At 69.4% G+C, this 25,718-nt stretch carries 26 protein-coding genes; 14 read left to right on the forward strand and 12 right to left on the reverse strand.

Annotated elements, in window-relative coordinates; all coding sequences use genetic code 11:
* Positions 1–68 precede the first annotated feature (68 nt).
* The 13 genes from V6S85_RS10375 to V6S85_RS10435 all read left to right on the forward strand — a co-directional run bounded on the left by V6S85_RS10375 (position 69) and on the right by V6S85_RS10435 (position 11,707).
* Positions 69–1,460: a type II and III secretion system protein family protein gene (locus tag V6S85_RS10375; RefSeq protein ID WP_165828680.1), complete on the forward strand. Its 1,392-nt coding sequence runs from the start codon at positions 69–71 to the stop codon at positions 1,458–1,460.
* Positions 1,432–1,737 carry a hypothetical protein gene (locus V6S85_RS10380; protein WP_334348885.1) on the forward strand — a complete coding sequence of 102 codons (306 nt, stop codon included), beginning with the start codon at positions 1,432–1,434 and terminating at the stop codon, positions 1,735–1,737. Before V6S85_RS10375 ends, V6S85_RS10380 begins: the two co-directional genes overlap by 29 nt.
* A gap of 56 nt (positions 1,738–1,793) precedes the next feature.
* The gene (locus V6S85_RS10385; RefSeq protein ID WP_165828681.1) at positions 1,794–3,224 is read left to right on the forward strand and encodes a pilus assembly protein TadG-related protein; all 1,431 of its coding nucleotides are present in this window, start codon (positions 1,794–1,796) and stop codon (positions 3,222–3,224) included.
* Complete coding sequence (locus V6S85_RS10390) at positions 3,217–3,729, forward strand: TadE/TadG family type IV pilus assembly protein (protein WP_334348886.1); 513 nt, start codon at positions 3,217–3,219, stop codon at positions 3,727–3,729. Before V6S85_RS10385 ends, V6S85_RS10390 begins: the two co-directional genes overlap by 8 nt.
* On the forward strand, positions 3,726–4,319 hold the full coding sequence (locus V6S85_RS10395; protein WP_116563922.1) for a TadE/TadG family type IV pilus assembly protein: 594 nt from the start codon (positions 3,726–3,728) through the stop codon (positions 4,317–4,319). Before V6S85_RS10390 ends, V6S85_RS10395 begins: the two co-directional genes overlap by 4 nt.
* Positions 4,316–5,533, forward strand: a complete 1,218-nt coding sequence (locus V6S85_RS10400) for an AAA family ATPase (RefSeq protein WP_116489844.1) — start codon at positions 4,316–4,318, stop codon at positions 5,531–5,533. Before V6S85_RS10395 ends, V6S85_RS10400 begins: the two co-directional genes overlap by 4 nt.
* 3 nt (positions 5,534–5,536) lie before the next feature.
* Entirely contained in the window at positions 5,537–6,883 is a 1,347-nt protein-coding gene (locus V6S85_RS10405; RefSeq protein WP_116563923.1) for a CpaF family protein, read from the forward strand.
* 4 nt (positions 6,884–6,887) lie between these two features.
* Entirely contained in the window at positions 6,888–7,883 is a 996-nt protein-coding gene (locus V6S85_RS10410) for a type II secretion system F family protein (RefSeq protein WP_334348888.1), read from the forward strand.
* A gap of 9 nt (positions 7,884–7,892) precedes the next feature.
* Positions 7,893–8,852 (forward strand): type II secretion system F family protein, encoded by a 960-nt coding sequence (locus V6S85_RS10415; RefSeq protein ID WP_116563927.1) that lies wholly within the window; start codon positions 7,893–7,895, stop codon positions 8,850–8,852.
* Between the two features lie 2 nt (positions 8,853–8,854).
* The gene (locus V6S85_RS10420; RefSeq protein WP_116563929.1) at positions 8,855–9,370 is read left to right on the forward strand and encodes a tetratricopeptide repeat protein; all 516 of its coding nucleotides are present in this window, start codon (positions 8,855–8,857) and stop codon (positions 9,368–9,370) included.
* A gap of 20 nt (positions 9,371–9,390) precedes the next feature.
* Positions 9,391–9,897, forward strand: coding sequence for an A24 family peptidase (locus V6S85_RS10425; RefSeq protein ID WP_116563931.1), 507 nt, complete (start codon positions 9,391–9,393; stop codon positions 9,895–9,897).
* Between the two features lie 291 nt (positions 9,898–10,188).
* On the forward strand, positions 10,189–10,815 hold the full coding sequence (locus V6S85_RS10430; protein WP_116563933.1) for a helix-turn-helix transcriptional regulator: 627 nt from the start codon (positions 10,189–10,191) through the stop codon (positions 10,813–10,815).
* A gap of 487 nt (positions 10,816–11,302) precedes the next feature.
* Positions 11,303–11,707 carry a hypothetical protein gene (locus V6S85_RS10435; RefSeq protein ID WP_116563935.1) on the forward strand — a complete coding sequence of 135 codons (405 nt, stop codon included), beginning with the start codon at positions 11,303–11,305 and terminating at the stop codon, positions 11,705–11,707.
* A 93-nt stretch (positions 11,708–11,800) separates the two neighbouring features.
* On the opposite strand, the gene V6S85_RS10440 is transcribed toward V6S85_RS10435, so the two are convergent.
* The 10 genes from V6S85_RS10440 to V6S85_RS10485 form a co-directional block, all read right to left on the reverse strand.
* Positions 11,801–12,796: a hypothetical protein gene (locus tag V6S85_RS10440; RefSeq protein ID WP_334348889.1), complete on the reverse strand. Its 996-nt coding sequence runs from the start codon at positions 12,794–12,796 to the stop codon at positions 11,801–11,803.
* A 1-nt stretch (position 12,797) separates the two neighbouring features.
* The gene (locus V6S85_RS10445; RefSeq protein WP_116563939.1) at positions 12,798–15,356 is read right to left on the reverse strand and encodes a fimbrial biogenesis outer membrane usher protein; all 2,559 of its coding nucleotides are present in this window, start codon (positions 15,354–15,356) and stop codon (positions 12,798–12,800) included.
* Complete coding sequence (locus V6S85_RS10450; protein WP_334348890.1) at positions 15,322–16,131, reverse strand: fimbrial biogenesis chaperone; 810 nt, start codon at positions 16,129–16,131, stop codon at positions 15,322–15,324. The genes V6S85_RS10445 and V6S85_RS10450 overlap by 35 nt, the downstream gene beginning before the upstream one ends.
* Positions 16,132–16,173: 42 nt before the next feature.
* Positions 16,174–16,749 carry a hypothetical protein gene (locus tag V6S85_RS10455; RefSeq protein WP_334348891.1) on the reverse strand — a complete coding sequence of 192 codons (576 nt, stop codon included), beginning with the start codon at positions 16,747–16,749 and terminating at the stop codon, positions 16,174–16,176.
* Positions 16,746–17,360 (reverse strand): hypothetical protein, encoded by a 615-nt coding sequence (locus tag V6S85_RS10460; RefSeq protein WP_116489833.1) that lies wholly within the window; start codon positions 17,358–17,360, stop codon positions 16,746–16,748. The genes V6S85_RS10455 and V6S85_RS10460 overlap by 4 nt, the downstream gene beginning before the upstream one ends.
* Positions 17,361–17,373: 13 nt before the next feature.
* Complete coding sequence (locus tag V6S85_RS10465; RefSeq protein ID WP_334348892.1) at positions 17,374–17,940, reverse strand: hypothetical protein; 567 nt, start codon at positions 17,938–17,940, stop codon at positions 17,374–17,376.
* Between the two features lie 3 nt (positions 17,941–17,943).
* Complete coding sequence (locus tag V6S85_RS10470; protein ID WP_334348893.1) at positions 17,944–18,531, reverse strand: hypothetical protein; 588 nt, start codon at positions 18,529–18,531, stop codon at positions 17,944–17,946.
* 16 nt (positions 18,532–18,547) lie between these two features.
* On the reverse strand, positions 18,548–19,111 hold the full coding sequence (locus tag V6S85_RS10475) for a hypothetical protein (protein WP_116489830.1): 564 nt from the start codon (positions 19,109–19,111) through the stop codon (positions 18,548–18,550).
* A gap of 25 nt (positions 19,112–19,136) precedes the next feature.
* Entirely contained in the window at positions 19,137–19,724 is a 588-nt protein-coding gene (locus V6S85_RS10480) for a hypothetical protein (RefSeq protein ID WP_116563949.1), read from the reverse strand.
* Positions 19,725–19,841: 117 nt separating this feature from the next.
* Positions 19,842–20,513, reverse strand: coding sequence for a hypothetical protein (locus V6S85_RS10485; RefSeq protein WP_133244702.1), 672 nt, complete (start codon positions 20,511–20,513; stop codon positions 19,842–19,844).
* A 337-nt stretch (positions 20,514–20,850) separates the two neighbouring features.
* Between V6S85_RS10485 and V6S85_RS10490 the strand changes: the two genes are divergently transcribed.
* On the forward strand, positions 20,851–21,432 hold the full coding sequence (locus tag V6S85_RS10490) for a helix-turn-helix transcriptional regulator (RefSeq protein WP_116563951.1): 582 nt from the start codon (positions 20,851–20,853) through the stop codon (positions 21,430–21,432).
* A gap of 4 nt (positions 21,433–21,436) precedes the next feature.
* Here V6S85_RS10490 and V6S85_RS10495 read toward each other — a convergent pair whose 3' ends face one another.
* Positions 21,437–23,278, reverse strand: a complete 1,842-nt coding sequence (locus tag V6S85_RS10495) for an acetyl-CoA hydrolase/transferase C-terminal domain-containing protein (RefSeq protein ID WP_334348894.1) — start codon at positions 23,276–23,278, stop codon at positions 21,437–21,439.
* A gap of 38 nt (positions 23,279–23,316) precedes the next feature.
* Positions 23,317–25,647, reverse strand: coding sequence for an acyl-CoA dehydrogenase (locus tag V6S85_RS10500; RefSeq protein ID WP_334348895.1), 2,331 nt, complete (start codon positions 25,645–25,647; stop codon positions 23,317–23,319).
* Between the last annotated feature and the right edge of the window lie 71 nt (positions 25,648–25,718).

The raw sequence follows: 25,718 nt of genomic DNA on the forward strand, positions 1-25,718 counted from the left end.
TGGCCTCGCCCGCTCCCCTTCCCTCCCGCCGGCGCGCCGTCGATGCGCACGGCGCAGGACCCGTTCACATGACCCTGAAACACTCGTTGCTGGCCGCGGCCGCCGGCCTGCTGCCCCTGCTGGCGGCGGTTCCGACCACCGCCATCGCCCAGCCCGCCGCCGCCCTCTCCGACGCAGCCGTCCGCAAGGTCGAGGTCAATGTCGCCGTCGGCAAGGCCCAGGTGCTGGAGCTTCCCGCTCCCTACACCGACATCATGATCGGCAACCCCGACACCGCAGACGTGCTGCCCCTGACCTCGCGGTCGGTCTATGTCGTCGGCAAGAAGCTGGGCGGCACGACGCTGACCGCCTACGGCCCCGGCCGCAAGCTGGTGGCGGCCGCCAACGTGGTGGTCGGCGCCGACGTCGAGACCCTGCGCCAGCGGATGCGCGACGCCCTGCCCAACGAGGATAACCTGAAGGTCGCCTCGGGCAACCAGTCGATCGTGCTGACCGGCACCGCCAGCAGCGGCGCCGTGGCCGGCCGGGCCGCGGCCCTGGCCGAGAGCTACGCGCCGGGCCAGGTGGTCAACATGCTGTCGGTCCAGGGCAGTCAGCAGGTCACCCTGTCGGTGCGCATCGTCGAGATGGAGCGCGCCACGGCCAAGGCCCTGCGGCTGAACATGAACACGGCCAACCCGGCCTCGCCGAACTACCACAACTTTATCATCGGCACCGGCGACACCGGCGTGGCCACGACGCTGACCGACACCTTCGGCCTGCTGAAGTTCCCGCTGCGGGCCGGCGACGTCGACCTGGACGTGCTGTTCGACGCGCTCGAGACCAAGGGCCTGGTCAAGACCCTGGCCGAACCGAACCTGACGGCCATGTCGGGCGATACCGCCAACTTCCTGGCCGGGGGCGAGTTCCCCGTTCCCGTGGCCCAGAACCAGAGCGGCGGCCAGACGACGATCACGGTCGAGTTCAAGCAGTTCGGCATCGGCCTGGCCTTCACCCCCACCGTCCTGCAGGACGGCATGGTCAACCTGGTGGTCAATCCCGAGGTCTCGAGCATCGACCCCAACGCCTCCTTCGTCAGCAACGGCCTGCGGATCCCCGGCATCAAGGTGCGGCGGGCCAAGACCACGGTCGAGTTGCGCGACGGCGAGTCCTTCACGATCGCGGGCCTGATCCGCGACGACTACCAGGACCAGATCCGCCAGTTCCCGATGCTGGGCGACCTGCCGATCCTGGGATCGCTGTTCCGCTCGACCAGCTACCAGCGCAACCAGACCGAACTGGTGATCCTGGTCACCCCGCACCTCGTGCGCCCGACCCGGGCCCGCCAGGCGACCCCGGCCGACAACTTCGTGCCGCCGTCCGACACCGAGCTGTTCCTGCTGGGCAAGACCCAGTCGAGCGCGCAGCCGTCAACCGTCAAGGGAGGGGCCGATGCGCCTCAAGGCCATGTCCTTCAATAGGATCCTGCTGGCCGCCGCGGCCTTGGCCGCGCTCGCCGGCTGCACCGACGCCCGCAAGGACCTGTCGCCCGACTTCGGCGTCGCCCTGCGCAGCAACCTCGCCGCCCAGGTCGCCGATCCGGAAGCCCGCTACGAAGGCGTGCTGCAGCCCGGCGGCGACGGGGTACGGGCCGCCCTGGCGGCGACCCGCTACGGCAAGAACCAGGTGATCCAGCCCGCCCAGGCCGCCACCTCCAGCATCGACAACAAGGGAGCGGCCAAGTCTCCGGCCAACTGACCATGTCGCGCGCGCCCCGCCTTCTTCATCGCTTCATCCGGGATCGTTCCGGCACGGTGGCCACCCTCACGGGGGTGGCCCTGATCGGGCTGGTGGCCATCGGGGGCCTGGCCTTCGACGTCAGCCGGGCCCTGGCCTTGCGGGCCGAGCTGGAGAACGCGGTCGACGCCGCCGCCCTGGCCGGCGCCAGCCAGCTGGACGGCACGAGCGGCGCCATGGGACGGGCCCAGACCGCCGCCATGGGCAGCCTGGTCAGCAACCGCCAGGCCCTGGGCGACACCTACGAGAGCAACGTGGCCGTCGCCGCCAGCGACATCACCTTCCTCTCCAGCCGAGATCCGGACGTCACCGCGACCACCGACGCGACGGCCAAGTTCATCCGCATCAACCTGGCCCCGCGCCCCCGCGGGCTGGTGTTCGGCGCGCTGACGGGCGTCGCGGGCTTCAACGCCACCGCCCGCGCGGTGGCCGGCTACGGCACGGCGATCTGCAAGGTGCCGCCGCTGATGATCTGCAACCCGAACGAGGCGACCAGCCTGGTGTTCGACGGCGACACCTACATCGGCAAGAACTTCGTCCTGACCCCGCCGCCCGGCGGCAACGGCGCCTGGGGGCCGGGGAACTTCGGCTTCCTGTCGGTGGGCTCGGGCGCGGCCGACGTCAAGAACGCCATGGGCCGCTATCCGCCGCTGACCGAGTGCTTCGGCACGACGGTGCAGACCCAGACCGGCAACATCGCCTCGGCCGACGACTACTTCAACGTCCGCTTCGACATCTACAAGTCCTCGGCCAGCGGGCTGAAGAACGACCCGCTGTTCCGCCCCGCGATGAACACCCTGGTCGGCGCCAAGACCAACGCCGGCAACAGCGCCTGCAACCCGAGCGTCGCCGTGCCGAGCAACAGCTGCTCGAGCAGCGCCGCGGTCGCCGGGGGCATGGGCCTGCCGCGCGACTGCAACCAGTCGAGCGTGGTCGGCAGCGGCGTCTGGAACAAGGCCCAGTACTTCGCCACCAACCATTCGGGCATCAACCCGACCACCTACATCCCGCAGGTCCCGGCCGGTTCCACGGGAACGGGCTGGAACGCCTACGGCCCCGCACCGGCGGCCGGCGCCACCAGCCCAACCCGCTACCAGGTCTACAAGTGGGAGCTGGCCATGCTGAGCGGGACGATCTCGACCCCGGCGGGCGCCTTCTCCGACGGCCAGACCGCCAACAGCGGCTCGCACGACTACGCCCGCCCTCAGTGCAACACGACCGGCGCTCAAGCCACGCCCGATCGCCGCACGATCTCGGCCGTGGTCGTCAACTGCAACGCCGACAACGTCCACGGCAGCTCCACCGTCCACGTCATCGCCTATGTCGACCTGTTCCTGATCGGCCCGGCCGTCAGCAACTCGATCTATGGCGAGGTCGTCGGCTCGACCACCGACACCTCGGCGGTCGGCGCGGAGACCATGCTCTACTCGGTGCGGCTCTATGACTAGCCCCCCTCACCTCGCCCCAAGACTGCTTGGTCGACTGCTGGCCGGGCGCGAAGGCTCTGCGGCGGTGGAGTTCGCCCTGGTGCTGCCGTTCATGGTGCTGCTGTGCTTCGCCTTCGTCGGCGCGGGACGGCTGTTCTGGAACTACCACATCGCCGTCTCGTCGGTGCGAGACGCCGCCCGCTACGCCGCCCGCCTGCCGATGACCTGCGCGGGCCTGACCAACGCCGGCGACGTCGCCAACATCCAGAACCTGACCCGCACTGGCACCAAGGACGGCTCCGGCTCGCCGTTGATCGCCACCTGGACCAGCAACGCCACGGTCACCGTCACCGTCACCTGCGTCAGCAACGCCGGCGGGACCTATTCTGGACGCTACGACGGCATGACCGGCGTGCCCCGCGTGCAGGTCGCCGCGACCCCGCCCTACATCGAATCCTTCGGCCCGCTGACCGGCATCACCCTGACCTCGTTCACGGTCAGCTCACAGCAGGCGTGGACAGAATGACCCGTCTCCGCACCCTGGCGTCGCGGTTCGCCCGCGAGGAAAGCGCCGCCACGGCGACCGAGTTCGGCCTGGTGTGCTTCGCCTTCATCGTCATGCTGCTGGCGGTGATCGACATGGGCCGGCTGGGCTGGACCATCAACACCGCCAAGACCGCCACCCGCGAGGGCGCGCGCCTGGCCGTCGTCAGCCCGATCGTCTCGACCTACATGGCCACCTACGACGGCACCGCGACCTATGGCGGCGGCGGCGTCGTGCCGGACATGGCCTTCAGCTGCACCGGCTCGAACACGACCTGCACCCAGACGCAAGGCAGCGGCGGCTCGCCGGGCTTCGACAACACGACCTTCAACGCCGTGCTGAACAAGATGCAGGCCTACCAGCCAGACATCACGGCCGCCGACGTGACCATCACCTATCGCCATGTCGGCATCGGCAAGGTGGGCAACCCCTACGCCCCCGACATGGAGCCGCTGGTCAGCGTCAGCGTCGCCAACCTCACCTTCACGAGCGTCGCCCTGCAGATCTTCGGGGTCGCGCCCTTCAACCTCCCAACCATGACGTCGACACTCAGCGGAGAGAGCCTGTCATGAGCCTGCTCCATTTCGGCCGCCCCAAGAGCGTCGCGCCGCCGCCCCCGCCCAACCACCGCCCGACCGCCTGGCGTGTCGGCCTCTGCGGCGTGGGCCTGGGCGCGGACCCGCCGGTGGCGATGCTGTCGGCGATGTTCCCGGCGGTGACCTTCCGGCTTCTGGACTGCGCCTGGCCCGAACGGGCCGCCCACGCCTTCGACCTGCTGATCGTCGGCCTGGACGGCGCCGATCCGGCCGAGGTGGAACGGATGAGCGCGCGGATCGCCGCCTGCGCCGGCCGCATAGAGGTGCTGGTCGCCATGCGCGGTGCCGACATCGAGGCCACCCGCCGGCTGCTGCACCAGGGGGCGGCCGACGTGCTGCCGGCGCCGGTGAGCGACACTACCCTGGCCATCGCGCTGGAACGGATCTTCTGCCGGCTCGACACCGGCCGGGCGCACAAGCGCAGCGGCGAGATCATCAGCGTGCTGAAGGCAGGGGGCGGCGTCGGCGCCACCTCGCTGGCCGCGCAGACGGCGGTGATGCTGGCCGGCCGGACCGGTTCGGCTGGCGTCTGCCTGGCCGACCTGGACGTGCAGATGGGCGCCGCGGCGCTCTATCTCGACGTCGGCGACGCAGTGACGGTGGGCCAGGTGCTGACGGCCGGCGGCGCGGTGGAGGAGATGCCCTTCGCCACCTCCCTGCCCACCCATCGCAGCGGCGTGTCCGTGCTGGGCGCGCCGCAGGAGATGATGCCGGTCGAGGCCCTCAGCCCCACCCTGGTCGACGGCCTGATGGCGGCCCTGCGCCGTGACTTCGAGACCACCCTGGTCGACCTGCCCACGGTGTGGACCGCCTGGACCAACCGCCTGCTGCGCCAGTCGCAAAGGATCGTGCTGGTGACCCACCTGTCGGTGCCGCACGTGCATCTGGTGCGCCGGCAGCTGCACATGCTGGCGGCCCAGCGCCTGGACGACGTGCCGCTGACGCTGGTGTGCAACCAGGTCGAGCCCGACAGCGCCAGCGGCCTGTCGCTGAAGGCCGCCGAGCAGGCCATCGGCCGCCCCTTCGACCTGGTGGCGCCCGAGGACCGCAAGCTGATGCAGCAGGCGATCAACCAGGGCGTGGCGCTGAGCGCCGTGCGCCGGGGCAGCAAGCTGGAGGCGGCGATCGGCCGCCTCGCCGACACGCTGGTCCCCGCCCAGCCCGTCGCCCTCGCCCAGGTCGGGAGGTAGATCATGCTCTGGAGCGAAGAGACCCGCCGGATCGAAAGCCAGGCCGCCGCCGCCGAGTTCGCCCAGGCCGCGCCGATCGACGACGCCCTGGGCCTGAAGGTGCGCCTGCACCAGCGGCTGATCGACCTTCTGAACCTCAGCCTGCTGGACCGCACGCCGCGCGAGACCCTGCGCCAGGAGATCCGCGGCGCGGTCAGCGGCCTGCTGGCCGACGAAAAGCGCCTGCTGACCCCCGCCCAGACCGACCAGCTAGTCGACGAGATCCTGGACGAGCTCCTGGGCCTTGGCCCGCTCGAGCCGCTGCTCAAGGACGACACCGTCACCGACATCCTGATCAACACCCACGAGACGGTCTATGTGGAGCGGCAGGGCCGCCTGCATCGCACCAACGTGCGGTTCCAGGACACACGCCACCTGGTGCGGATCATCAACAAGATCGTCGCCGCCGTCGGTCGCCGCATCGACGAGAGCCAGCCTATGGTCGACGCACGCCTGGCCGACGGCAGCCGCGTCAACGCCATCATCCCGCCGCTGGCCGTGGACGGCCCCCTGGTCTCGATCCGCAAGTTCTCGCGCGTGCCGCTGGCCATGAGCCGGCTGGTCGAGCTGGGCAGCATCACGAGCGAAATGGCGCTGGTGCTCGAGGCCATCGTGCAGGCCCGCCGCAACGTGCTGATCTCGGGCGGCACCGGCTCGGGCAAGACCACCCTGCTCAACGCCATGTCGGCCTATATCGACGAGCGGGAGCGGATCATCACCATCGAGGATTCCGCCGAGCTTCAACTCCAGCAGCCGCATGTCGGACGGCTGGAGACCCGGCCCGCCAATATCGAGGGCCAGGGCGAGGTGCAGCAGCGCGAACTGGTCCGCAACGCCCTGCGCATGCGGCCCGACCGCATCATCGTCGGCGAAGTCCGCTCGGGCGAGGCCTTCGACATGCTGCAGGCCATGAACACCGGCCACGACGGCTCGATGACCACGGTGCACGCCAACACCCCGCGCGACGCCCTCTCGCGGGTGGAGCAGATGGTCGGCATGGCGGGCCTGGACATCCCCGCCCGCTCGGTGCGGGGCCAGATCGCCTCGGCCATCCACGTGGTGGTGCAGGCCGAGCGGATGGAGGACGGCCACCGCCGCATCGTGTCGGTGTCGGAGATCACCGGCATGGAGGAGGACGTCATCTGCATGCAGGAGATCTTCCGCTTCCGCCGCGCCGGCCGCACGACCGACGGCCGGGTGGCCGGCTCCTACGAGGCCACGGGGGTTCGCCCGCGGTTCATGGAGGTGCTGCACGCCCGCGGCGTCGACCTGCCCTCCAATCTCTTCTCACCTGGCCGGATCTCGGGGTGACGCCATGCAGGGACTGCTCTTTCCCATGGCCCTGGTGCTGGCCTTCGTGGCCGCGGTGCTGGCCGGCCAGACCATCTTCGGCCTGCTGCTCTCGGCTCGCGAGCAGACCCAGCGGGTCAATCGCCGCCTGACCCTGATGGCCGGCGGCATGAGCCAGGAGAAGGTCTACGAGTCGCTGGTGCGCGATCCCCGCGGCAGCTGGATCGACCGCACGCCCTACGGCGCCCTGCATGGCCGCGCCACGCTCTACCTGCGCCAGTCGGGACTGACCGTCGGGCCACTTCAGGTGCTGGGCGTGGTGGCGGCGATCGCGGCCGGCCTGTGGCTGCTGGCGCTGGTGTTCCTGCGCGGCCAGCCGGTCGAGACCCCGGTCTCGCAGGTGCTGGTCACCGCCGTGGGCGCGGCGGCCATCAGCAGCGCGGTGGCGGCGATGTGGATCGTCCAGCGCCACGCCGCGCGACTGGCCAAGCTGGAGGAACAGCTGCCGCTGGCCCTGGACGTGATGATCCGCGCCCTGCGCGCCGGCCATCCGGTGATCTCGGCCGTGGGCCTGGTCACCCAGGAGATGCCCGACCCGATCGGCACCGAGTTCGGCCTGGTGCTGGACGAGACGACCTATGGCGTCGAGTTCCGCGACGCCCTGTCGAACCTGGCCCGGCGCACCGGCTCGCCGGACGTGGCCTTCTTCGCCGTCAGCATCGCCATCCAGAGCGAGACCGGCGGCAACCTGGCCGAGATCCTGCACGGCCTGGCCAGCGTCATCCGCGGCCGCGCCTCGCTGGCCAAGCGCATCCGCGCCCTGTCGAGCGAAGGCCGGATGTCGGCCCTGATCCTCAGCCTGCTGCCGCTGTTCTGCGTGGGCGTGGTCAGCGTTCTCCGCCCCGAGTTCTACACCACCAAGTTCTCGGATCCGGCGTTCTGGCCCATCGTGGGCGGCGTCGTGGTCCTCTACCTCATCGGCCAGTTGATGATCCGCCGGATCGTCACGTTCAAGTACTGAGGCCTCGCCATGGACCTTTTCGTTTCCGTCGGGCTGCAGGCCGCCGTCTTCCTGGTGGTGGGCGCCATGGCCCTGCTGGTGTTCCGCCAGGTCGACGCCGGAGCGGCCCTCAAGCGCCGGATGCGCGAACGGGCGGCGGGCGGCGCGGCGCTGGCCACGGGCCCCGCCGGCGGGCTGCTCAAGGACTCCAAGCCCAAGACCCCGTTCCTGAGCTGGCTGCAGGCCCGCGCCCCGGGCGCGGAGAAGTCCGAGAAGCGCACGGGCCTGGCCCGGACCCTGGCCGAGGCCGGGTTCGACGGCCCGGCCGCGGTGCCCGGCTACTTCCTGGTGCGGGTGATCAGCGCCGTCGGCCTGCCGGCCATCCTGCTGCTGGCCCAGAAGCTGTCGGCCAAGCCCGTGGTCGGCCTGCCGCTGATCGCCGGAGCCCTGCTGCTGTGCGGCCTCGGCCTGGTGATCCCGGCGATCTTCGTCGACATGAAGGCCTCCGGCCGCCGCGAGCGGCTCGAGCACCAGTTCCCCGACGCCCTGGACCTGATGGTGGTCTGCGTCGAGGCGGGCCTCGGCGTGGACGCCGCCTTCATCCGCGTCAGCCAGGAGGTCAAGCCCTCGCACCCGGAGATCTCGCGCGAGTTCAGCCAGGTCTCGCAGGAGCTGCGGGCCGGGCGCAGCCGCGCAGACGCCCTGCGGCGCATGGCCGACCGCGTCAATGTCGACTCCCTGCGCGCCTTCGCCGCCCTGATGATCCAGACCGACAGCCTGGGCGCCAGCATCACCCAGACCCTGCGCTCCTATTCGGGCGAGCTGCGCGAGCGGCGGTTCCTGAAGGGCGAGGAGAAGGCCATGCGGATCCCGGTGCTGCTGACCATCCCGCTGGTGGCCTGCATCCTGCCGGTGATCATCACCGCCCTGCTGCTGCCGGCCGGCCTCGACGTCGTCCACAACCTCATGCCCGCCATGAAGAGGCACTGAAGATGCGCACGCTCCTCGTCGCTTCCGCCGCCTGCGCCCTGCTCGTCCCGCTGTCGGGCTGCGCCAGCCTCAAGCAGCTGGCCAGCGCCCTGATGGGACCTAAGCCGGCGCAGACCGAGATCCGCGCCCTGGCCGCCCTGCCCCCGCCTGATCCCGCCGCGGCGGTGGACCGGCTTTATGGTCGCGCGGCCGAAGCGATCAAGGCCCGCGACTACGCCCTGGCGCTGGAGCTGCTGCAACTGGCCGCGACCCGCGCCCCGACCGACGTGCGGGTGCTGAACGCCCAAGGCGTGGTCTACGACAAGCTGGGCCGCTTCGACCTCAGCGAGCGCTACTACGCCCGGGCGCTGGAGGCCGACCCGCACTCGCGGATCGTGCTTAGCAACATGGCCTATTCGGCCCGCCTGCAAGGTCGCGAGCCGGCGGCCGGCGTGCTGCAAGCCCTGTCCGAGCCGCAAACCACCCTGGCCGGCGGACCGCCCGCCGAGGTCGTGCCCATGCCTGGCGGCGGCTCGTAGGGCCGCCTGGAGACCGTCCGATGGAAATCGACTTCGTTCGCCTGGCCGGCTCGGTCGCCTACACCGCGCTGTTCGTCATCGCGGCCGGCTGGGACGCCTGGACCCGCAAGATCCCCAACTGGACCGTCGCGGCCCTGGCGGTGCTGTTCCTGTTCGCCCAGCTGCTGACCTGGTCGACGCCGAACTGGCTGTCGAGCTTCAGCGCCTTCGGCCTGGTCATGCTGGCCGGCGTGCCGATGTTCGCCCGGCGACTGATCGGCGCGGGCGACGTCAAGCTGCTGGCCGTCGCGGCGCTGTTCGCGGGCATGGAGAACCTGCTGCTGCTGCTGGTGGCCACGGCGATCGCCGGCGGCGCCCTGGCCTTGGTCGCCCTGGCCGCGCGTCCCTACGCGGGCGCCTTCGGCGGCTGGATCCGCACCCGCGCGGGCATTCCCTACGGGGTGGCCATCGCGGCGGGCGCGCTGCACGTCGGCACGACCACGGGAATGCTGGCGATCAGCCAGCGCCTGACCCACTTACAACTTTGAAAGCAAGAAAAGGCGTTTTCCTGTATTTGCGCGTTTATCTCCCGACAGGAGAAAACCACGCCATTAGTGCAAATTTGATAGCGTTGTCTTTCCCTTTTAGTCATTTCGACTACCCAATGGAGGGTATGCGAGCCCGCTGGAAATAATATCCAATCAGTAAACCAGCCGTCGGCGGGCAGAATAAAGCAATATGGTTTTCAATCGCGACAGCACTGCAATCGAGAGCTTCATCGCGAGACCAGGCCAGAACTTTCATCCTGCACCGGCGGCGATCCATACGGGGCGTCGCATATGGGACTGATCAAGATGATCGAGGTTGTGGATTCGGAAGTCGAGCGCGGCGTGTTCGAGTCGCACGTCGCCAACGCGATCCTCAACCTGGTGAACTTCGGCGTCATCGTCGCCGACAGCGAGGGCTGCGTCTACGCCGCCAACGACCTGGCCTGGAGCTATGTCGCCCACGGCGACGGGCTCTCGGAAAAGGGCGGCCTGCTGACGGCCGAGAACGGCTTCGAGTCCGAGGCCCTGCACAACCGCATCGCCGCGGCCGTGCGCCAGGGACGCTCGGGCGCCATGCTGATCCACCGCTCGCGCAGCCAGAAGCCGCTTGTGGTCCTGATCGAGCCGTTCAGCACCGACGACAGCGGCTTCCGCTGCGCCCTGGTCACCGCCCGGGAAGTCGGCCGCGCCTCGCCGCACATCGCCGAGCGCGCGCGGATGATGTTCAACTTCTCGCCGGCCGAGGCCGAGATCGTCGCCCGCGTGGCCCAGGGCCGCGAGCCGGCCGACATCGCCGCCGAGCGCAATGTCAGCATCAACACCCTGCGCGTGCAGATGGCGTCGGCCATGGTCAAGGTCGGCGTCCACCGCCAGGCCGAACTGGTCTCGGTGATTTCTTCCGCCGACATCCTTGAATGAGATATCGCAAAACAACTATTCTTAACATTAGTAAGTGTGAGTTATTGTGACGCGATCTGTATATGTTAATATTTACAGGTCGCGAGGGCAAATCCCCCCGTTTTGTCACCGCCGCGACGAATGACCGGCTCGCCGAGGCTGTCCGCAACGCCATCGACGATCCTCGGCGGCGCGCCCCGCCCGCCGAGCGCCGGGTCAGGACATCAGCACCCCCTCGTCCTGACCCGGCGCCGGTCGATCGCGCGCTCGCGCGGCCCGCCACAGAACACAACCCAGCATTCTTAGCCCTTACAGCGCTCTCACGAGGGGTGTGATCGCGCATAGTAAGAATGCACTATTCAAATCTCGCTAGACATTTCATGTAGACAATATTCAAGTGCGACATGCTGTCATTCTTACGATGCAAATCGTTTACCATGCTTTAGGGCGCTCTGCTTAACCCTCCCTCGCGATGATCCTCCCATCATCCTCACTCCTGGGGTTTGCAATGCGCTTTCCGATGATCCTGGCCGCCGCCTTCACCGCTCTGGCCGCCACTACCGCCTCCGCCGCGCCGGCCAGCTACGAGCTTCGTCTCGAAGGGCACGTGCCGGTCATCTGCCGCGTCAGCCTGGACGCCACCACCGCCTCGAGCGCCGAGCCGAGCGACCTCGGCCGGATGACCGAGTTCTGCAACAGCGCCTCGGGCTACGAAGTGCGCCTGACGCACGCCCAGGGCCTGAACGACGCGGCCGTCTATGTCGACGGCCAGAAGATCCAGCTGTCCTCGACCGGCGTCACCCTGATCAGCCGCTCGAGCACCGCGGCCTCGCAGAGCCACAGCCTGCGCCTGGATCCCGGCGCCGACGCCGGCCAGGTCGGCGACCTGTCGGTGAACATCACCGCGCTCTGATCCGGTTTTTGCTCCGCCCTTCCCCCCGGGCGGTCGGCAAAAAGAAAGCCCCGTCGGCTCGCGCCGGCGGGGCTTTTTCAGGCTGGGCCGAGGTTACATGCAGGCGACGGGGGTCGTGGCCGTCGGCACGGCCAGGGGCGTCACGGTCACCGTCAGGATGTCCTGGTAGTTGGGCGACGGGACCTTGCCGGCGCCCCCTTCCAGCAAGGTCGGCGTCACCGCCAGGTACTGGCCCGACAGCCCGGCGCGGGCGCAGGTGACGGTGTTGAAGGTCGGCGAGGCCGTGGTCTTGCTCTGACCCAGGAAGTCCAGCTGGTAGGGAATCCGCTGGTTGGTCGTGCCCAGGTTGCCGCCGGCATAGGTCATCCGGAACTGGTTGGCCGAGGTCAGGGCGACGGAGTACGGTCCCGAGCTGGCCACCCGCACATTGCCGGTGCGCTGCTTGACCGAGTTCGGCGTCGACGGCAGCGCGGCCGTCGTCAGCGTGCCGATCTCGCCGAAATCCAGCGCCGGTCCGACGAAACTGGCCTGCAGGGCGCTGAGCACGTTGATGCGGATGTCGAGCGAGTTGGAAATCACGCCCTGCTCGTCAGCCGCGCCGCCGGTGCGCTTGCAGTAGTACTTCTGGTCCAGGAACAGGTCGGTCGTGCCGGCCGGCAGGTCGGCGCCGCTGGGCACGGTGATCGTCACCATGAAGGTCTGCACGTCGGGCTGGCCGACGCCTCCGAAGTTCAGCTCGACCTCGTTGGGATTGACGTTGTTGGGGTCGAGCACGTGTCCCGGCGGGTTCTCGAGGATGTGGCCGCCGGTCGAGGTCTGGATGATCGTCAGGCTCGACGGCGTATCGGGCCGGCGCAGATAGATGAAGTTCACCTCCTGCGTCTTCTTGCCGCCCACCGCCGGCGGACGCCGCGCGGTGATGCTGAGGGTCTGCACCGTCGTGCCGCTCGGGTTGAACGGGTCGAAGGTGCCCGACAGCACGACGGGATCGAAGGTCACGCACTGGGCCTGGGCCGTGCCCGAGACCAGCAGAACCCCGCCGACGCCGGCGGCCAATCCGATGAGCAGGGTATGCGATCGGCGTTTCATGTCAGCCTCCGGACGCGTTGGGCTTGAGGTCGCCGGTCTTGACGAAGCCCTCGGCGCTGGCCGGGACGTCGAGATAGTAGACCGTGGGGGGCGTCGTCCCCATTTCGAGCCGCCAGCGACCGGGCCGCAGGCCCGAGGCGCCGAACCGGCCAACGCGGTTGGTGAAGATGGTGATCGGCTCGGCGCCCGGCGCGCCCTGGGCGACCTCGACCGCGCGACCCGAGACCAGCGCCAGCGGCTGGCCGTCGGCGTCGACCAGGCGGCCGATGGCGGTGATCGAGTAGTCCGAGCCGACCTCCAGGCGATAACCCGAGCGATACGGCGGGAAGACCCGGAACGAGCCGGAACCGAGGTCGTAGCCGGCCGGCGCGTTGGGCGCGTCGACGGTGATGGTCCGCTCGGCATAGGCCGCCAGGTTGGTCTCCAGCGCCGTGCCCAGCTCGCCCGTGTTCGAGGTGTAGCCGAACGGGGTCGGGTTCACGACGACGTCGGCGCCCTTCAGGCTCTTGTGGCCCTTGATGATCGCGAAGCTGTCGTAGACCGGTCGGCCGACCGACACCGCGCCGTCGGCGAAGCCGATCGAGGTGCCCAGCCGCAGCGAGGTGCGCCCATTGTCGGGTCCCTCGAAGGCCTGGAAGTGCGACAGGCCCAGCTCCGCCCGGTTGGCGATGTAGTTGAAGCTGCCGTTGAAGGCGGAGTCGTCGGGCGAACGCGAGACCTCGGCGAAGGCGTTGTAGGAGCCCACGCCCTGGCCGTGGATCGTCTGGTAGGCGATCCGCGCGCGGTCCTCGCGGCCGTCGTACTCGGCCCGCAGACTCGAATTGTTCGAGAACTGCCAGGACAGCGAGATCAGGGCCGAGGTTTCCCGCCGCCCGGGCACGTCGTCGTACATGAGGTTGGCCGTGACCGCGAGGTTCGAGGTCAGGCGGTAGCCCATGCCCAGGCGATAGGCGCTGGCGTCGGGGAACTCGTCCCGGCCGCTGGAATAGCGGCCGTCGAAGCTAGCGTAGATCGCGTCGCTGAAGGCGTGCGAATAGCCGACCCCGATCTCGTAGTTGTAGCGGTTGTCGGGGATGAAGGTCCCGACCGGCCCGAACTCGCGGCTGCGGGTCTCGAACGACAGGTTCAGGGCGTCGGCGCGGCCGCCGGCGAACTGGAACAGCCGCTGGAAGCTGACGATCGCCGCATAGCCCGAGCCATAGGTGTCGATGTGCGACAGCGCGAAGTCGACGCCGAGCGTGCCGACCTTGGTGCCGAACAGGCCCTCGGCGCCCATCATGACGGTGGTGTCGTCGGCCTGGCCGTTGACGCCCAGGGTCACCCGGTCGGTGATGCCGCGGCGGTAGAAGCCGCTGACCGTCCACTCCTCGGTGTAGTCGGGGCCGTCGAGCAGCAGCGGCGCCTTCACGCCGGCGAACAGCCCGAATTCCGACAGTCCGGGATCCAATTGCGAGCGGTCGAAGAAGACGTTGAACTGCAAGGTCTCGCGCCGGCCGGTGTCGTCCTCGATGACCAGGCGCACGTCGTTGGCGCCCTGCGCGAATGGGAAGTCGCGCACGTTGTAGCGGCCTGGATCCAGGCGGATGCGCCGGGTCAGCTGGTTGTTGAGGATCACGCTGACGTCGGAGGTCCGGGCCAGGGTGAAGCTTTCGCGGCCGCGCGGGCGAGCGATCGTCTGCGGCTGCAGCACGCTGTAGGAGCGGAAGATCGACAGGCCCGCCATGTCGGGCGCGGACTGGAAGCCGCGGCCAACGGCCTGCAGGTCGCCGGCGGTCCAGCGCAGCACGTTCTTGACGTCGTCATAGACGAAGCGCGTGCCCAGCCGCTGGAAGTCCTCGTTCCCGCCCGGCTGCCAGACGGCCTCGTTCTCGAACACCACCCCGTTCAGGCGCACGGCGCTGTCGAGCAGGAAGGTCGGGTCGCCGAGGCCTTCATCGAAGCCCTGCTCCACGTAGTCGACCGAGCCGCGGATGTTGAGATAGCCGCTGAAACCGGCCGGCGCGACGTAGGAGCCGACACCCATGCGGTCCATCGGCGTGACCTGCAGGCTGCGCACGACCTTGAGCTCGGGCGGAATGTTCATCCGCAGTTCGAGCGCCCGGGGGTCGTAGGTCATGGTCATGCCGGCCGAGGCGACGACCTCGGGCGAGACCACGCTGCGTCCGGCCAGGGCCGTGCGCAGGGCGCCGACCGCGGGAGCGTCGAGCAGCGGCGCGACCAGGCTGAGCAGCCGGTCGGACGGCATCGACAGCTGGCCGTCGGCCGAGATCGCCAGCGGCATGTCGCCGACATAGAACTCGCCGTCCTTCAGCGGCACCGTCAGGGTCACGTCGCGACCCGTGGGGTTGAGCTGGCGGCGGGCGTCGGCCGCGGTGGCCGCGCCGGCCGAGGGCGCGCTGGTCGGTTCCTGGGTCGCCGCCAGCATGGCGTAGGGAATGGGCTCGGCCATGGCGGCCAAGGGGGCGGCGAAGGGGACCGCGCCGGCCAGGCATCCCGCCATCAGCCAGCGGCGGTAGGCGCGCGACCTAGCGCCCTTCGTCGGACGAGAATTGAGCCTCAAGGGAGCCTCCTGCTGCCGCCGTCAAGGGCAGTTCGATGGGAACGGCGATGCGCCGCGTCTGGCCGGGGGCGATCAGGCCGAAGCCGATCGTCTGTTGGATCTCCGGACCGGGAATGGTCCGTTGGAAGACCGCCTTGCCCGAGGCGTCCTTCTCGACGATCCGCAGCTTTCCGCGGGACAGGTATCCGTGCGTGTTGGACGTGTTGGCGACGTAGACGACCGGGACGGGCTTGCCGTCGGCGTCCGCGCCGATCTCGCTCTTCGACAGGGACAGGGCCGGCTTGCCACCCGAGGGCGCGACGCTGGCCAGGACCTGGAAGTTGTAGAGGATCTGGATGGCCGACTGGCCCTCCGGCAGCTTCACCGGCATCTGGGCGACGGTGACGTAGTAGTGCTTGCTCTGCGCCAGGGCCGGATCGCCCACCCATTGGATCCGGAACGACTGGGTCTCGCCCGGCTGGATCACCGCCTGGGGCGGGAAGATCAGCAGGTCGTTGGTCGGGGTGTCGCTGGGGTGGGCGCCCTTCTCGTCGAAGGACAGCTCCTCGGCGCGCAGCTCGACCGGCAGAGGGTTTGCGAAGGTGTTCTGCACCGTGACGATCTGGGACATGCCCCGACCGGTGGGTTTCAGATCGATGACGACCGGCTGGACGGTCATGGCCAGGGCGCCCCCGCCCAGGCCCGGCGCCCCCTGCGCCGCCAGTCCCGCGAGCGCCAGGAGACCGGCGCATGCCGCCCCCAGCAAGCGCCCTCGGAAGGTTTTCGAACGAGTCATTCGGTGTCCGCTCCTCATGGATTCAGTTCGTTCTGTTCAGCTTCAGTTCTGGGCCTCGAGCTCGACGACGAGGGTTCCGGCGTAGTCGCCGGCGACCATCGGCGTCCCGCCGCCGGTGACGGCGAGGACGAGGTTCATCTGCCCGGCCGCGCCGTTGGCGGTGACCAGGTTGATCGGGGTGGTCGTCGCGCTCGTCCCCGACGCGCTGGCTCCGGCCCAGTCGGCCGTCAGCTGGAAGTCGAGGCGGTCACGGAAGCCCGGAGCGGCCGCGCCCCCGCCGACGCGGGACATGCCCGCGCCGTCGGTGCGCACCACCAGGCGGTGGGCCGAGTTGCAGACCACCGGGAAGGCCAGGCTGATCGAGGCGTCGCGCGGCTGGGCGGTCTGGGGGTCGACGAACTGGGTGAAGCGCACCACCCCGGCCTGGCCGCCCTGGGCGGCGAAGCTGGTGTTGGCGCCGGCCGCCGCCGAGGGCGGCGACAGCACGCAGGCGCTGGGGGCCTGGCCGATCAGCTGCAGTTGGCTCGACGCTTCGTCGCCCGTGGGCAGAGTCTGGGCCGAGGCGGCGGCGGCGACGCCCAGCGTCGCGGCGGCGGCAAGGAAAAGGACGGTCTTCATTGGGGTTCCACCGTCAGGCGCAGAGTGTCGCGGTAGACCCCGGACACCAGCGGAGCATTGGTCTGCAGGTTCGTGGCGCCGGGCTGGATATCCAGCCGCAGGGTCACGTCGCCGACGACGGGCTGGTCGACCAGCTGGGCGCTGTCGCGGATGCGGCGGGCGCTGGCGTCGGCCTCGAAGCGGTTGTTGACCGGTCCCCAGGCCAGGGTCGCGGTGTAGGGCACCGCATCGCTGAAGCCGGTCGGCGCCGGGGTCAGGCCCAGCTCCGAGCGCCACAGGCCGTTGTTCTGGCTCTCGAGCACGATCTGGTGGGCGTAGTTGCACACCGCCGCGAAGTTGACCTGGGCCGAGGCCGCGCGGGTCGACAGGGTGACCGGATCGGTCAGCTGGTCGACCTGCAGGGTCCCGCCGGTCAGGCTTAGGAAGTTGACCACCTGGCCCGCGCCGATGGTCGGCGAGGCGATGGTGCAGACCTTGGGCACCTGCCCCCGCACGACGAAGTCGCGGGTGTTGTCGTCTTCCTGCGCCCGGGCCATCTGGCCCAGCAGCAGCAGGGTGACGGCCGAGGCCCCGGCGAGGACGGCGGCCTTGAAACGGTTGGTCCTGGTCATGACGCCACTCCCCTCAGCTCGCCGCCGCCAGGGTGACGACGATCGCCCCCTGGTAGGTGTCGTCGGCGACCGGCCGCAGGCTGGGTCCGCCGGACGTGGCGAAGTTCGACAGGCTGATGGTGATCTGGCCCGAGCCGCCGCTGTCGCGGGTCTGGGACGCGCCGACGTTGGCGGCGGCGCTGGTCGAATAGCTCGCGTCGACCGGGGTCCAGCCCGAGGCCGTGGCCGTGTAGTCGACCGCGCGCGAGAAGCCCGATGGCGGCGTGGTCAGGAAGGCCTGGGCCGTCATCTGGGTGGCGGCGATGGTCAGCTGGCTCGGCGCGCCGCATTGCGTGCCGGTCAGCACCTTGGACGGCGCGGCCAGGTTCGGCAGCAAGAGGCCCGTGGTGGTGTCGATCATCACCCCGACATCGAACAGGTTGTCGCCGTCGCTGAGGTCGCCGATCGTGCAGATGTTGTTGGGCACCGTGGCGGTGATCTGGATCGGCCCGACGCTGTCGGAGGGCCCGTAGGTCTGGGCAGAGGCCGCGCCGGCGAACGCCAGGGGCGCCAGGGCGATGAGAAGAAGAGCGCGCCGCATGGATCAGCTCCCCGAGGCGTTCAGGCCCGCGTCGGGCCCGAGCGTGATGGTGACGAGCGCCAGGTAGGAGCCCGGCTGCAGCTGGCTGTCGCTGGCGGTGGCGAAGTCCGAGACCACCAGGGTCAGGTCGGTCTCCTTCGGCGCGCCGCTGGTCGAGGGCGAGCCGACGCCCGACGTGCTGCCGGTGCTGGTGCGGACCGTGGCCGACGTCGCGCCCCAGGCGCTGATCGTGCAGGTGTAGTCCACCGAGCCGACGAAACCGGCCTGGGTCGTGGTTCCGGTCACAGCCAGGGGCGAGGCCGAGATGGCCAGGGCCGCGCCGGCGTAGTTGCAGAAGGTCCCGGGCAGCTGGATGGACTGGTTGGCGATGGTCGCCAGCCGGCCCACCCGGGCGCCCGAACTCTCCGAGATCTGTCCCAGCGCCAGGGCGCCGGGGCTCGGCGCGCCCAGCACGCAGACCTGGGCGACCTGGGCGTCGAGGCCGACGGTTCCCCTGACGGGGTCCTGGGCCCAGGCGCCGGTCGCCCCGGCCAGCGGGGCGAGAAGAGCGGTCGCCGCGAGTCCGACAAGGCAGGTTCGGTGCAGGATCATGACGACCTTTCTCCCCTCAAGTGGCCGGAGCCAGCGTCACGGCCACCGAGCCCGAATAGGACCCGGAGACCAGCCGCCCGCCGGCGGGCGTGGCCGCGTCGGCGAAGCTGACGACGATGTCGCTGGCGAAGATGCCGGTGGTGCTGGCCGCGCCGCCGCCGGAGGCCAGCGTGCTGTCCGACGCCGACACCGAGCCGCCCGAGGGCGAAGCCGTGGCGGTGGCGGTGTAGTCGATACGACGCTCGAACCCGGTCGGGGCCGTGCTGGTGAAGCTGGTGTTGAAGATCGGCTGGGCCTCGACGGCCATGGTCGCCGAAACCCCGTTGCACCAGCCGTTGAGCGTGGCCGTCCGGCTGGTCAGCTTGACGCCGTCGAGCCGGCCGATGGCCGAGACGTCGCCGGTCTGCAGCGACAGTTCGCCCAGATCCAGGACCACGTTGTCGGTCACGAACAGGCAGCGGTTGGACACCGTGCCGTTGACCTGCACCGTGCCGGTCACGCTCTGGGCCTGGGCCTGACCCGAGGCGGCGACGAGCGCGAGGCTCGCCGCGGCGACGGTCAGGAGAAGGCTGCTACGCATGGCGCTTCCTCCCTTTCCCACCCGATCACGAGGGCTCGATGGTGATCGAGATCGTGCTTTGGTAGTTGCCGGCCATCAGCAGCGCGCCCGAGGCGGTGTTCAGGGCGTAGGCCTTGACCGTCAGGTTGCCGGCGCTGTTGGCCAGGCTGCTCGACAGGCTCTGCACGGTGGCGGCCGGCAGGGCGGCTGCGGTCACGTAGCTGACCGTCTGGGTCGTGCTGTTGGCCAGGGCGGCGTCGAGCGCGGCGGTGTAGTCGATGTTGCCGGTGTAGCCGGTCGGCGCGGTGGCGCTGGGGGTCAGCGACAGACGGGTCGAGCTCAGCGTCACCTTGGGGGCGGCGGTGTTGCAGTTCACGCGGAACTGGGTGGAGCCGCCGGGGCTGGCGTTGGTCGAGCCCGACAGGGTGGTCGACAGGGTGCCGTCCGCCTGCGACAACTCGCCCAGCGGGATCGAGCCCGAGAAGGTGCCGCCGCTGCCGCCGGTGATGACGACGCACTTGGCCGCGACGCTGCCGGTGACGTTGACCGTGCCGGTGACCGTCTGGGCCATGGCGGCCGGGGCGATCGCCAGGCCCAGCAGGGCGGCGGCGCCGAGAAGGATCGTCTTCTTCATCTCTTCACTCCCAAAGTCTTGCGTCGGCGGGGCCGACTTCTGCTTGTTCCGGGGCTTGCACCCCCTCCCCCTTCAAAGGACGCCGGATCCGCCGGGGGAGCGGGCCCGGAAGGCGGGTCACGGCGAGACGCTGAGCGTCACCGTGAGCGAGTCCGAATAGGTGTTGGCGGCGGCCAGGATCTGCGCGCCGGCATAGGCGGCGCGGTGGACCCGCAGGTACGAGCCAGAGACATCGTAGGAAGAGCCGTTCAGGCGCAGGCCCTGGCTGGCGCTCGACGGCCCCTTGAAGCCGCAGGTCGCGCCCGAGGTGCTCTTCAGGTCGCCGGTGTCGCAGGTGGCGCTGGCCGTCCCGACGCCGACGTCGCCGACCAGGTTCAGGTCGACGAGATAGGGCGCCAGATTGGTGTAGCCGGTGGCGGGCGTGACGCTGGAGGCAAGCAGGCCGCCGTTGCTCGACACCACCGCGGCCCTGAACGGCACCGTGCATTGAAGCGTAAAGGGAAAGTCCGCCGTGAAGGCGTTGTTGACCTCGCCGACATTGGTCGAACCGCTCGGGGCCATGCCCGGCGCGAAGCCGCAACGACCGCCCACGGAAGCCGTAACCGGGATGGACAGCACGATGTTGGGAGGCGACCCGCCGGCATAGGCCGTAACCTGCGCCCGGCTTTCCGTCACGCTGGCGGCGAGGATCACTCCCGCCAGCAAGCTCCCGCCAAGTATCCAGTCCCTATAGGACGGCTTGCGCTGGGTGCGCACGGCGCGAGGAAGCGTCAGTTGCTTGCCAGCCATGTCCCAGACCCCGTTTCTCTTAACAAGTTCTTAATGAACGATTGCAGAGAACCGGGGACCTGAAATCCCCCACCTTGGGTAGCTAGTACAGTTTCACCCGTCAGGAGAATTTGAATAAAATACGTACGGCTAAACTGCCCTTAGTAATACAAATGTATATAGCGACAGCTCAGTGATAAGCGTTCTCAAAAATCATGCGACAAACCGACGCTATGCAACATCTAGTAATCCCAGGTTGTGGATAAGTTATCCCTAGTTGGCTTTAACTGCATAACAAAGTCGGCCCAGCCAAAGCAGTTGGGTCCACCGCCAGTCAAGGCTGGCGAGGGAGGGAAAGATGAACGGCTCGCACGCCGCAGTGGCAGTCTTGGACACGAGCGCGGTGCGCTTTTGTCTCGACGAAGACGCCATCGCTCGCATCGTCATTGACCAGACCGCCACCGTCCTCTGGCGCTCGCGCGCCGCGGCCGTCCTTCTGGCGGGTCACAGCCCGCTGGTCGACCGCGGCGGCAAGATCGGCGGCGTCGATCGCCGCACGCATCATTTCCTGATGGAACGGATGGCCGAGGCCCTGGCCGGCCACGAGGTCTGCCAGTTCATCGGCAGCGAAGACCAGGATCGCCGCTTCCTGCTGCGCATGCGCGCCGTGCACGACGGCGACCAGCTCGCGCTGGTGATCGTGCTCAAGGATTTCGACGCCCCGGCCAACCTGCCCCGCCTGGGCGCCCTGTTCGGCCTGAGCATCATGGAGGCCAGGATCCTGGCCGAGATCATCGCGGGCCACAGCGCCGATCGGATCGCGGAACTGAAGGGCGTCTCGGTCCTGACAGTGCGCACCCACATCAAGCACATCCACGGCAAGATGGGCGTGCGCTCGAAGGAAGAGATCCTGGCGACCGTGATCAAGATCTTCGCCTGACGCCTCAGCGGGCCGCGGCGCCGCGCACGGCCCAGGACAGCAACCGCTCGCCGAGCGTCCTGGGACGGTCGAGGCCCAGGCGACGAAGGCCGGCCTCGGGCGCCGGCGCCGTCATCCCCTTCCAGACATGGCCCAGCAGGGCCAGCGGATCGTCCTGCGCGGCCTTCAGGCGACCGAGCACCGGCAACAGGTCCTGCTCCACGGCGTCGAAGTCCGAACCGAAAGGCAGCAAGGGCGCCAACCCGGCCGCCTTGGCGGGCTTCAGCGCCTCGGCGATGCGCTCGGGCGTATTGCGGCGGAAGGCCTCGGGGATCACGTAGCCCGCCTCAAGCTTGCCGGCGCTCTTGGCGGCGTCGAGCAACGCGGGCTGGAAACGGGAATCCGAGACGTTCAGCATACGGACGACCGTGTCGCGATCGGTCCTCCCCCGCAGGTCGGCGGCGCCGTACTCGGTGATCACCACGTCCTTCAGGTGACGCGGGATCGTGCCGTGGGCGTAGGACCACAGGATGTTCGACGCCGCCTTGCGGCCGCTTCCGCGCACGGCCGGCAGGGTGAGGATCGAACGCGCGCCCTCGAGCGCGAAGGCCTGCGCCACGAAGTTGTATTGCCCGCCTACCCCGCTGACGACACGACCGTCGTCCAGGCCGTCCGAGATCACCGCCCCCAGCAGCGTGGCCATCATGGCGGTGTTGACGAAACGCGCGTCGACACGGGCCGCGCGACGGGCCGCCTCGTCGCCATGGATCTCGTTGATGCCCGAGATGGCCTGCATCTGGAACCTGGCCCGCTCGTCCTGCGGCATCTCGCGCAGGGCGCGGTAGAAGGCGCGCGGCCCCAGGAAGAAGCCGCCGTGCAGCACGGCGCCGTCGACCTCGCGCTTGAGCACGCCGGCCCGCCGGAGGTCGAGCAGGCAGTCGACGAACATCTCGGTGGCGGCGTAGAGGCCTGTCTCGAAGGATCCGCCGCAGATCGGCGGCGCGCCGACCGGCGACAGGCGCGTAACCGTCTCTGCGAACGCCTGGGGTTCGCGATGGCGGACGATCAGACCCTGGGCGACCGCGTCGCTGATCGCACCGATGCCCATCTGGATCGTGCCTCCGTCGCGCACCAGCGAGGCGGCGTGGAAGCCGATCGCATAGGAGGCGTCGGGGATCGGCTCCTTCGGCGGCGCGAACAGCGGAAACTGTACGTCCGGCCCGTCCAGCAGGTGGCTGAACATCTCGGCCGGCAGGTCGCCGTCGCCGGGCATGAACGGCAGTTCGTCATTGACCTGGCCGACCAGCAGGAAGTCGGCGGCGCCCGCCTTGCGCGCCGCCAGCAGGTCCAGCGTGATGTCGGTGTTGCACGACAGGCTGAAGCGATCGCCGCGCCCGGCCACCAGCTGGGCGACGACATTGACGCCCCGCTCGCGCAGATAGCCGGCCGCATGGGTGTAGTTGGCCGAGATGTAGCTGCGCTGGGCGCTGGGAACGTTCAGGCGCGTTCCGGCCTGGAAGAAGAACTCGTCGACCTCGATGTTGGACGGCAGGGCGTCACGTCGCTGCAAGTCGGCGTAGGCCAGTTGCGGATAGCCGCCCAGCGTGCGCTCGATGATCGGCCCGAGGAAGCGCTTCTCCAGGTCGGACTTCGGGCGCGGCGGCTCCAGGGTCAGGGCCGTGAAGACGTGCAGGTGGACCGAAGGATCGCGCAAGGCCCGCGCCACCAGGGCGTTGACCACGTGGTTGGCCTTGCCCAGCCCCAGCGGCAGGCCAAGAACGATGCGGCGGCCGACACGATCGATGATCGCATCGGCCAGCGCGTCAGGATCGGTGAAGCGCGGCGTCATGCCGGCAGCTTGAACCATCCGCTCACCGGGTTGAAGCGCTCAAGCTCGCCACCGGCTCACAAGCGAACTTCGAAACTGCGCGCCTCCTCCTGACCCGGTCGCTCGGGAACCTCGCCGTCGCCCTGGGCGCGGGCGCGCCTGTCGCTGACCGCGTCGGGCCGGGCCTCCGCCCGGGCCTGGGTGGCCAGGCTGTCATGGGCGAAGTCGTCGACGGCGATCACTTCGGCCACGGCCTTGTCGGCGGCTTGCAGTTCCGCGATCTCGGCCGCGGTGACCAGGCCCTGCCCGGCGGCGACCTTCCAGTCGCGGATCTTCTGGGCCTTCAGGCGATCGTGGATCGGCTGGGTCGCCACCACGCGCTCGAAGGCGTCGATCAGCTGGCCGACGGCCTGGTCCTTGCCGCCGACATAGACGTTTTCCACGAGGCGATCGCGGGTGTCGGACGGATGCAGCAGCAACTCGGCGCAGGCCTGGGTGACCTTGTCCGACGGCCCGCGACGATGGACGCCGAACGGCAGGATCGCCGCGCGCAGCAGCCAGGCGGCCGGGCGGTTGGGCAGGTTGGCGAACACCTCGTCGAAGCGCTGCTCGATCGTGGCGAAGGCGGTGTCGGCGCACCATTGCAGCAGCGGGAAGTCGGCGTCCTGGCGGCCCTCGTCCTCCCAGCGCTTCAAGGCGCCCGACAGGAAGTAGAGCTCCGACAGGATGTCGCCCAGGCGCGCCGAGAGCATCTCCTTGCGCTTGAGGTCGCCGCCCAGGGTCAGCAGGGCGATGTCCGAGGCCAGGGCGAAGCCGGCGCTATAGCGGCCGGCCTGGCGGTAGAAGCGCCTGGCGCGGCCGGCGTCCGGGGCCGGCGACAAGGCGCCGTTCGTCCAGCTGCGGGCGAAGGTGCGGATGCCGTTGCGCAGGGCGTGGGCCACGTGGCTCCAGAACGCCTCGTCGAAATCCTCGAGGCCCTTCTCGGGATCGGCTTCGCCCAGGGCCAGGATCTCGCGGAGCATGTAGGGGTGCGCGCGGATCGCGCCCTGGCCGAAGACCATCAGGCTGCGGGTCAGGATGTTGGCGCCCTCGACGGTGATGCCGACCGGGATCGCCCGGTACTGCGCGCCCATGTAGTTGCGCGGCCCCTCGATGATCGCCTTGCCGCCGTGGACGTCCATGGCGTCGTTGACCACCACCCGCATGCGTTCGGTGGCGCCGGACTTCAAAAGGGCCGAGATCACCGACGGATGCTTGCCCATGTCCAGGCCCGCGCAGGTCAGGCGGCGGGCGCCGTCGACCAGATAGGCGTTGCCGGCGATGCGGGCCAGGCGCTCCTGCACGCCCTCGAACTTGCCGATCGAGACGCCGAACTGCTGGCGCACGCGGGCGTAGCTGCCCGTCGTCAGGGCGCTGAAGGCGGCCGCCGCGCCCGACAGCGCCGGCAGGGAAATACCGCGTCCGGCCGCGAGAGCCGTCATCAGCATCTTCCACCCCTGTCCCACCCGCTCGGCGCCGCCGATGACGAGGTCCATGGGGATGAAGACGTCCTTGCCCCAGTTGGGACCGTTCTGGAACGTCTGGAAGGCCGGCAGGTGGCGGCGACCGATCTCGACGCCCGGCGTGCTCGTCGGCGCCAAGGCGCAGGTGATGCCGATGTCCTCGTCCTGGCCCAGCAGGTGGTCGGGGTCGCGCAGCTTGAAGGCCAGGCCCAGCACCGTGCAGACCGGGCCTAGGGTGATGTAGCGCTTGTGCCAGTTGAGGCGGATGCCCAGGACCTCTCGGCCCTCCCAGGTTCCGCGGCAGACCACGCCCTCGTCGACCATGGCCGAGGCGTCCGAGCCAGCCTCGGGACTGGTCAGGCCGAAGGCGGGGATCTCGCGGCCGTCGGCCAGGCGCGGCAGCCAGTGGTCTTGCTGGGCCTTGGTCCCGAACCGCATGATCAGCTCGCCCGGGCCCAGGGAGTTGGGCACCATCGTCGTCACCGCCGCCGAGACCGAGCGGCTGGCGATGCGACGCACCACCTCGGCGTGGCCGAAGGCCGAGAAGCCCAGGCCGCCGTACTGCTTGGGGATGATCATCCCGAAGAATCTGTTTTCCTTCAGGAAGGTCCAGACCTCGGGCGACAGGTCGCGGGTCTCCCAGGTCATGGTCCATTCGTCGACCATGGCGCAAAGCTTTTCGACCGGGCCGTCCATGAAGGCCTGCTCGTCGGGGCGCAACTGGGGCCTGGGGAACGACAGGAGCTCGTTCCAGTCGGGGTCGCCGGTGAACAGCGCCGCGTCCCACCAGACGTCGCCGGCGTCGATGGCGTCGCGCTCGGTCTGGGACAGGGCCGGCAGCACGCCTTGGGCCCATTGGAAGATCGGTCGGGTGAGAAGATCCCGGCGCAGGGAGGAGATGGTCATGACGAGACGCCCGCCTTGTTACTGGTCGAGCGTCAAACGCGCCGGGGCTCGCATGGCTCCGGCTATTCGGT

This window comes from Caulobacter sp. CCNWLW153 (assembly GCF_036889365.1).
GTDB classification, from domain to species: domain Bacteria; phylum Pseudomonadota; class Alphaproteobacteria; order Caulobacterales; family Caulobacteraceae; genus Caulobacter; species Caulobacter radicis.

Bases quoted from the DNA above. Each gene is read 5' to 3' on its own strand.
- V6S85_RS10375 (WP_165828680.1), top strand. From the start codon at position 69: ATGACCCTGAAACACTCGTTGCTGGCCGCGGCCGCCGGCCTGCTGCCC.
- V6S85_RS10380 (WP_334348885.1), top strand. From the start codon at position 1,432: ATGCGCCTCAAGGCCATGTCCTTCAATAGGATCCTGCTGGCCGCCGCG.
- V6S85_RS10390 (WP_334348886.1), top strand. From the start codon at position 3,217: ATGACTAGCCCCCCTCACCTCGCCCCAAGACTGCTTGGTCGACTGCTG.
- V6S85_RS10395 (WP_116563922.1), top strand. From the start codon at position 3,726: ATGACCCGTCTCCGCACCCTGGCGTCGCGGTTCGCCCGCGAGGAAAGC.
- V6S85_RS10400 (WP_116489844.1), top strand. From the start codon at position 4,316: ATGAGCCTGCTCCATTTCGGCCGCCCCAAGAGCGTCGCGCCGCCGCCC.
- V6S85_RS10405 (WP_116563923.1), top strand. From the start codon at position 5,537: ATGCTCTGGAGCGAAGAGACCCGCCGGATCGAAAGCCAGGCCGCCGCC.
- V6S85_RS10410 (WP_334348888.1), top strand. From the start codon at position 6,888: ATGCAGGGACTGCTCTTTCCCATGGCCCTGGTGCTGGCCTTCGTGGCC.
- V6S85_RS10415 (WP_116563927.1), top strand. From the start codon at position 7,893: ATGGACCTTTTCGTTTCCGTCGGGCTGCAGGCCGCCGTCTTCCTGGTG.
- V6S85_RS10420 (WP_116563929.1), top strand. From the start codon at position 8,855: ATGCGCACGCTCCTCGTCGCTTCCGCCGCCTGCGCCCTGCTCGTCCCG.
- V6S85_RS10425 (WP_116563931.1), top strand. From the start codon at position 9,391: ATGGAAATCGACTTCGTTCGCCTGGCCGGCTCGGTCGCCTACACCGCG.
- V6S85_RS10430 (WP_116563933.1), top strand. From the start codon at position 10,189: ATGGGACTGATCAAGATGATCGAGGTTGTGGATTCGGAAGTCGAGCGC.
- V6S85_RS10435 (WP_116563935.1), top strand. From the start codon at position 11,303: ATGCGCTTTCCGATGATCCTGGCCGCCGCCTTCACCGCTCTGGCCGCC.
- V6S85_RS10440 (WP_334348889.1), bottom strand. From the start codon at position 12,796: ATGAAACGCCGATCGCATACCCTGCTCATCGGATTGGCCGCCGGCGTC.
- V6S85_RS10450 (WP_334348890.1), bottom strand. From the start codon at position 16,131: ATGACTCGTTCGAAAACCTTCCGAGGGCGCTTGCTGGGGGCGGCATGC.
- V6S85_RS10455 (WP_334348891.1), bottom strand. From the start codon at position 16,749: ATGAAGACCGTCCTTTTCCTTGCCGCCGCCGCGACGCTGGGCGTCGCC.
- V6S85_RS10460 (WP_116489833.1), bottom strand. From the start codon at position 17,360: ATGACCAGGACCAACCGTTTCAAGGCCGCCGTCCTCGCCGGGGCCTCG.
- V6S85_RS10465 (WP_334348892.1), bottom strand. From the start codon at position 17,940: ATGCGGCGCGCTCTTCTTCTCATCGCCCTGGCGCCCCTGGCGTTCGCC.
- V6S85_RS10470 (WP_334348893.1), bottom strand. From the start codon at position 18,531: ATGATCCTGCACCGAACCTGCCTTGTCGGACTCGCGGCGACCGCTCTT.
- V6S85_RS10475 (WP_116489830.1), bottom strand. From the start codon at position 19,111: ATGCGTAGCAGCCTTCTCCTGACCGTCGCCGCGGCGAGCCTCGCGCTC.
- V6S85_RS10480 (WP_116563949.1), bottom strand. From the start codon at position 19,724: ATGAAGAAGACGATCCTTCTCGGCGCCGCCGCCCTGCTGGGCCTGGCG.
- V6S85_RS10485 (WP_133244702.1), bottom strand. From the start codon at position 20,513: ATGGCTGGCAAGCAACTGACGCTTCCTCGCGCCGTGCGCACCCAGCGC.
- V6S85_RS10490 (WP_116563951.1), top strand. From the start codon at position 20,851: ATGAACGGCTCGCACGCCGCAGTGGCAGTCTTGGACACGAGCGCGGTG.
- V6S85_RS10495 (WP_334348894.1), bottom strand. From the start codon at position 23,278: ATGGTTCAAGCTGCCGGCATGACGCCGCGCTTCACCGATCCTGACGCG.
- V6S85_RS10500 (WP_334348895.1), bottom strand. From the start codon at position 25,647: ATGACCATCTCCTCCCTGCGCCGGGATCTTCTCACCCGACCGATCTTC.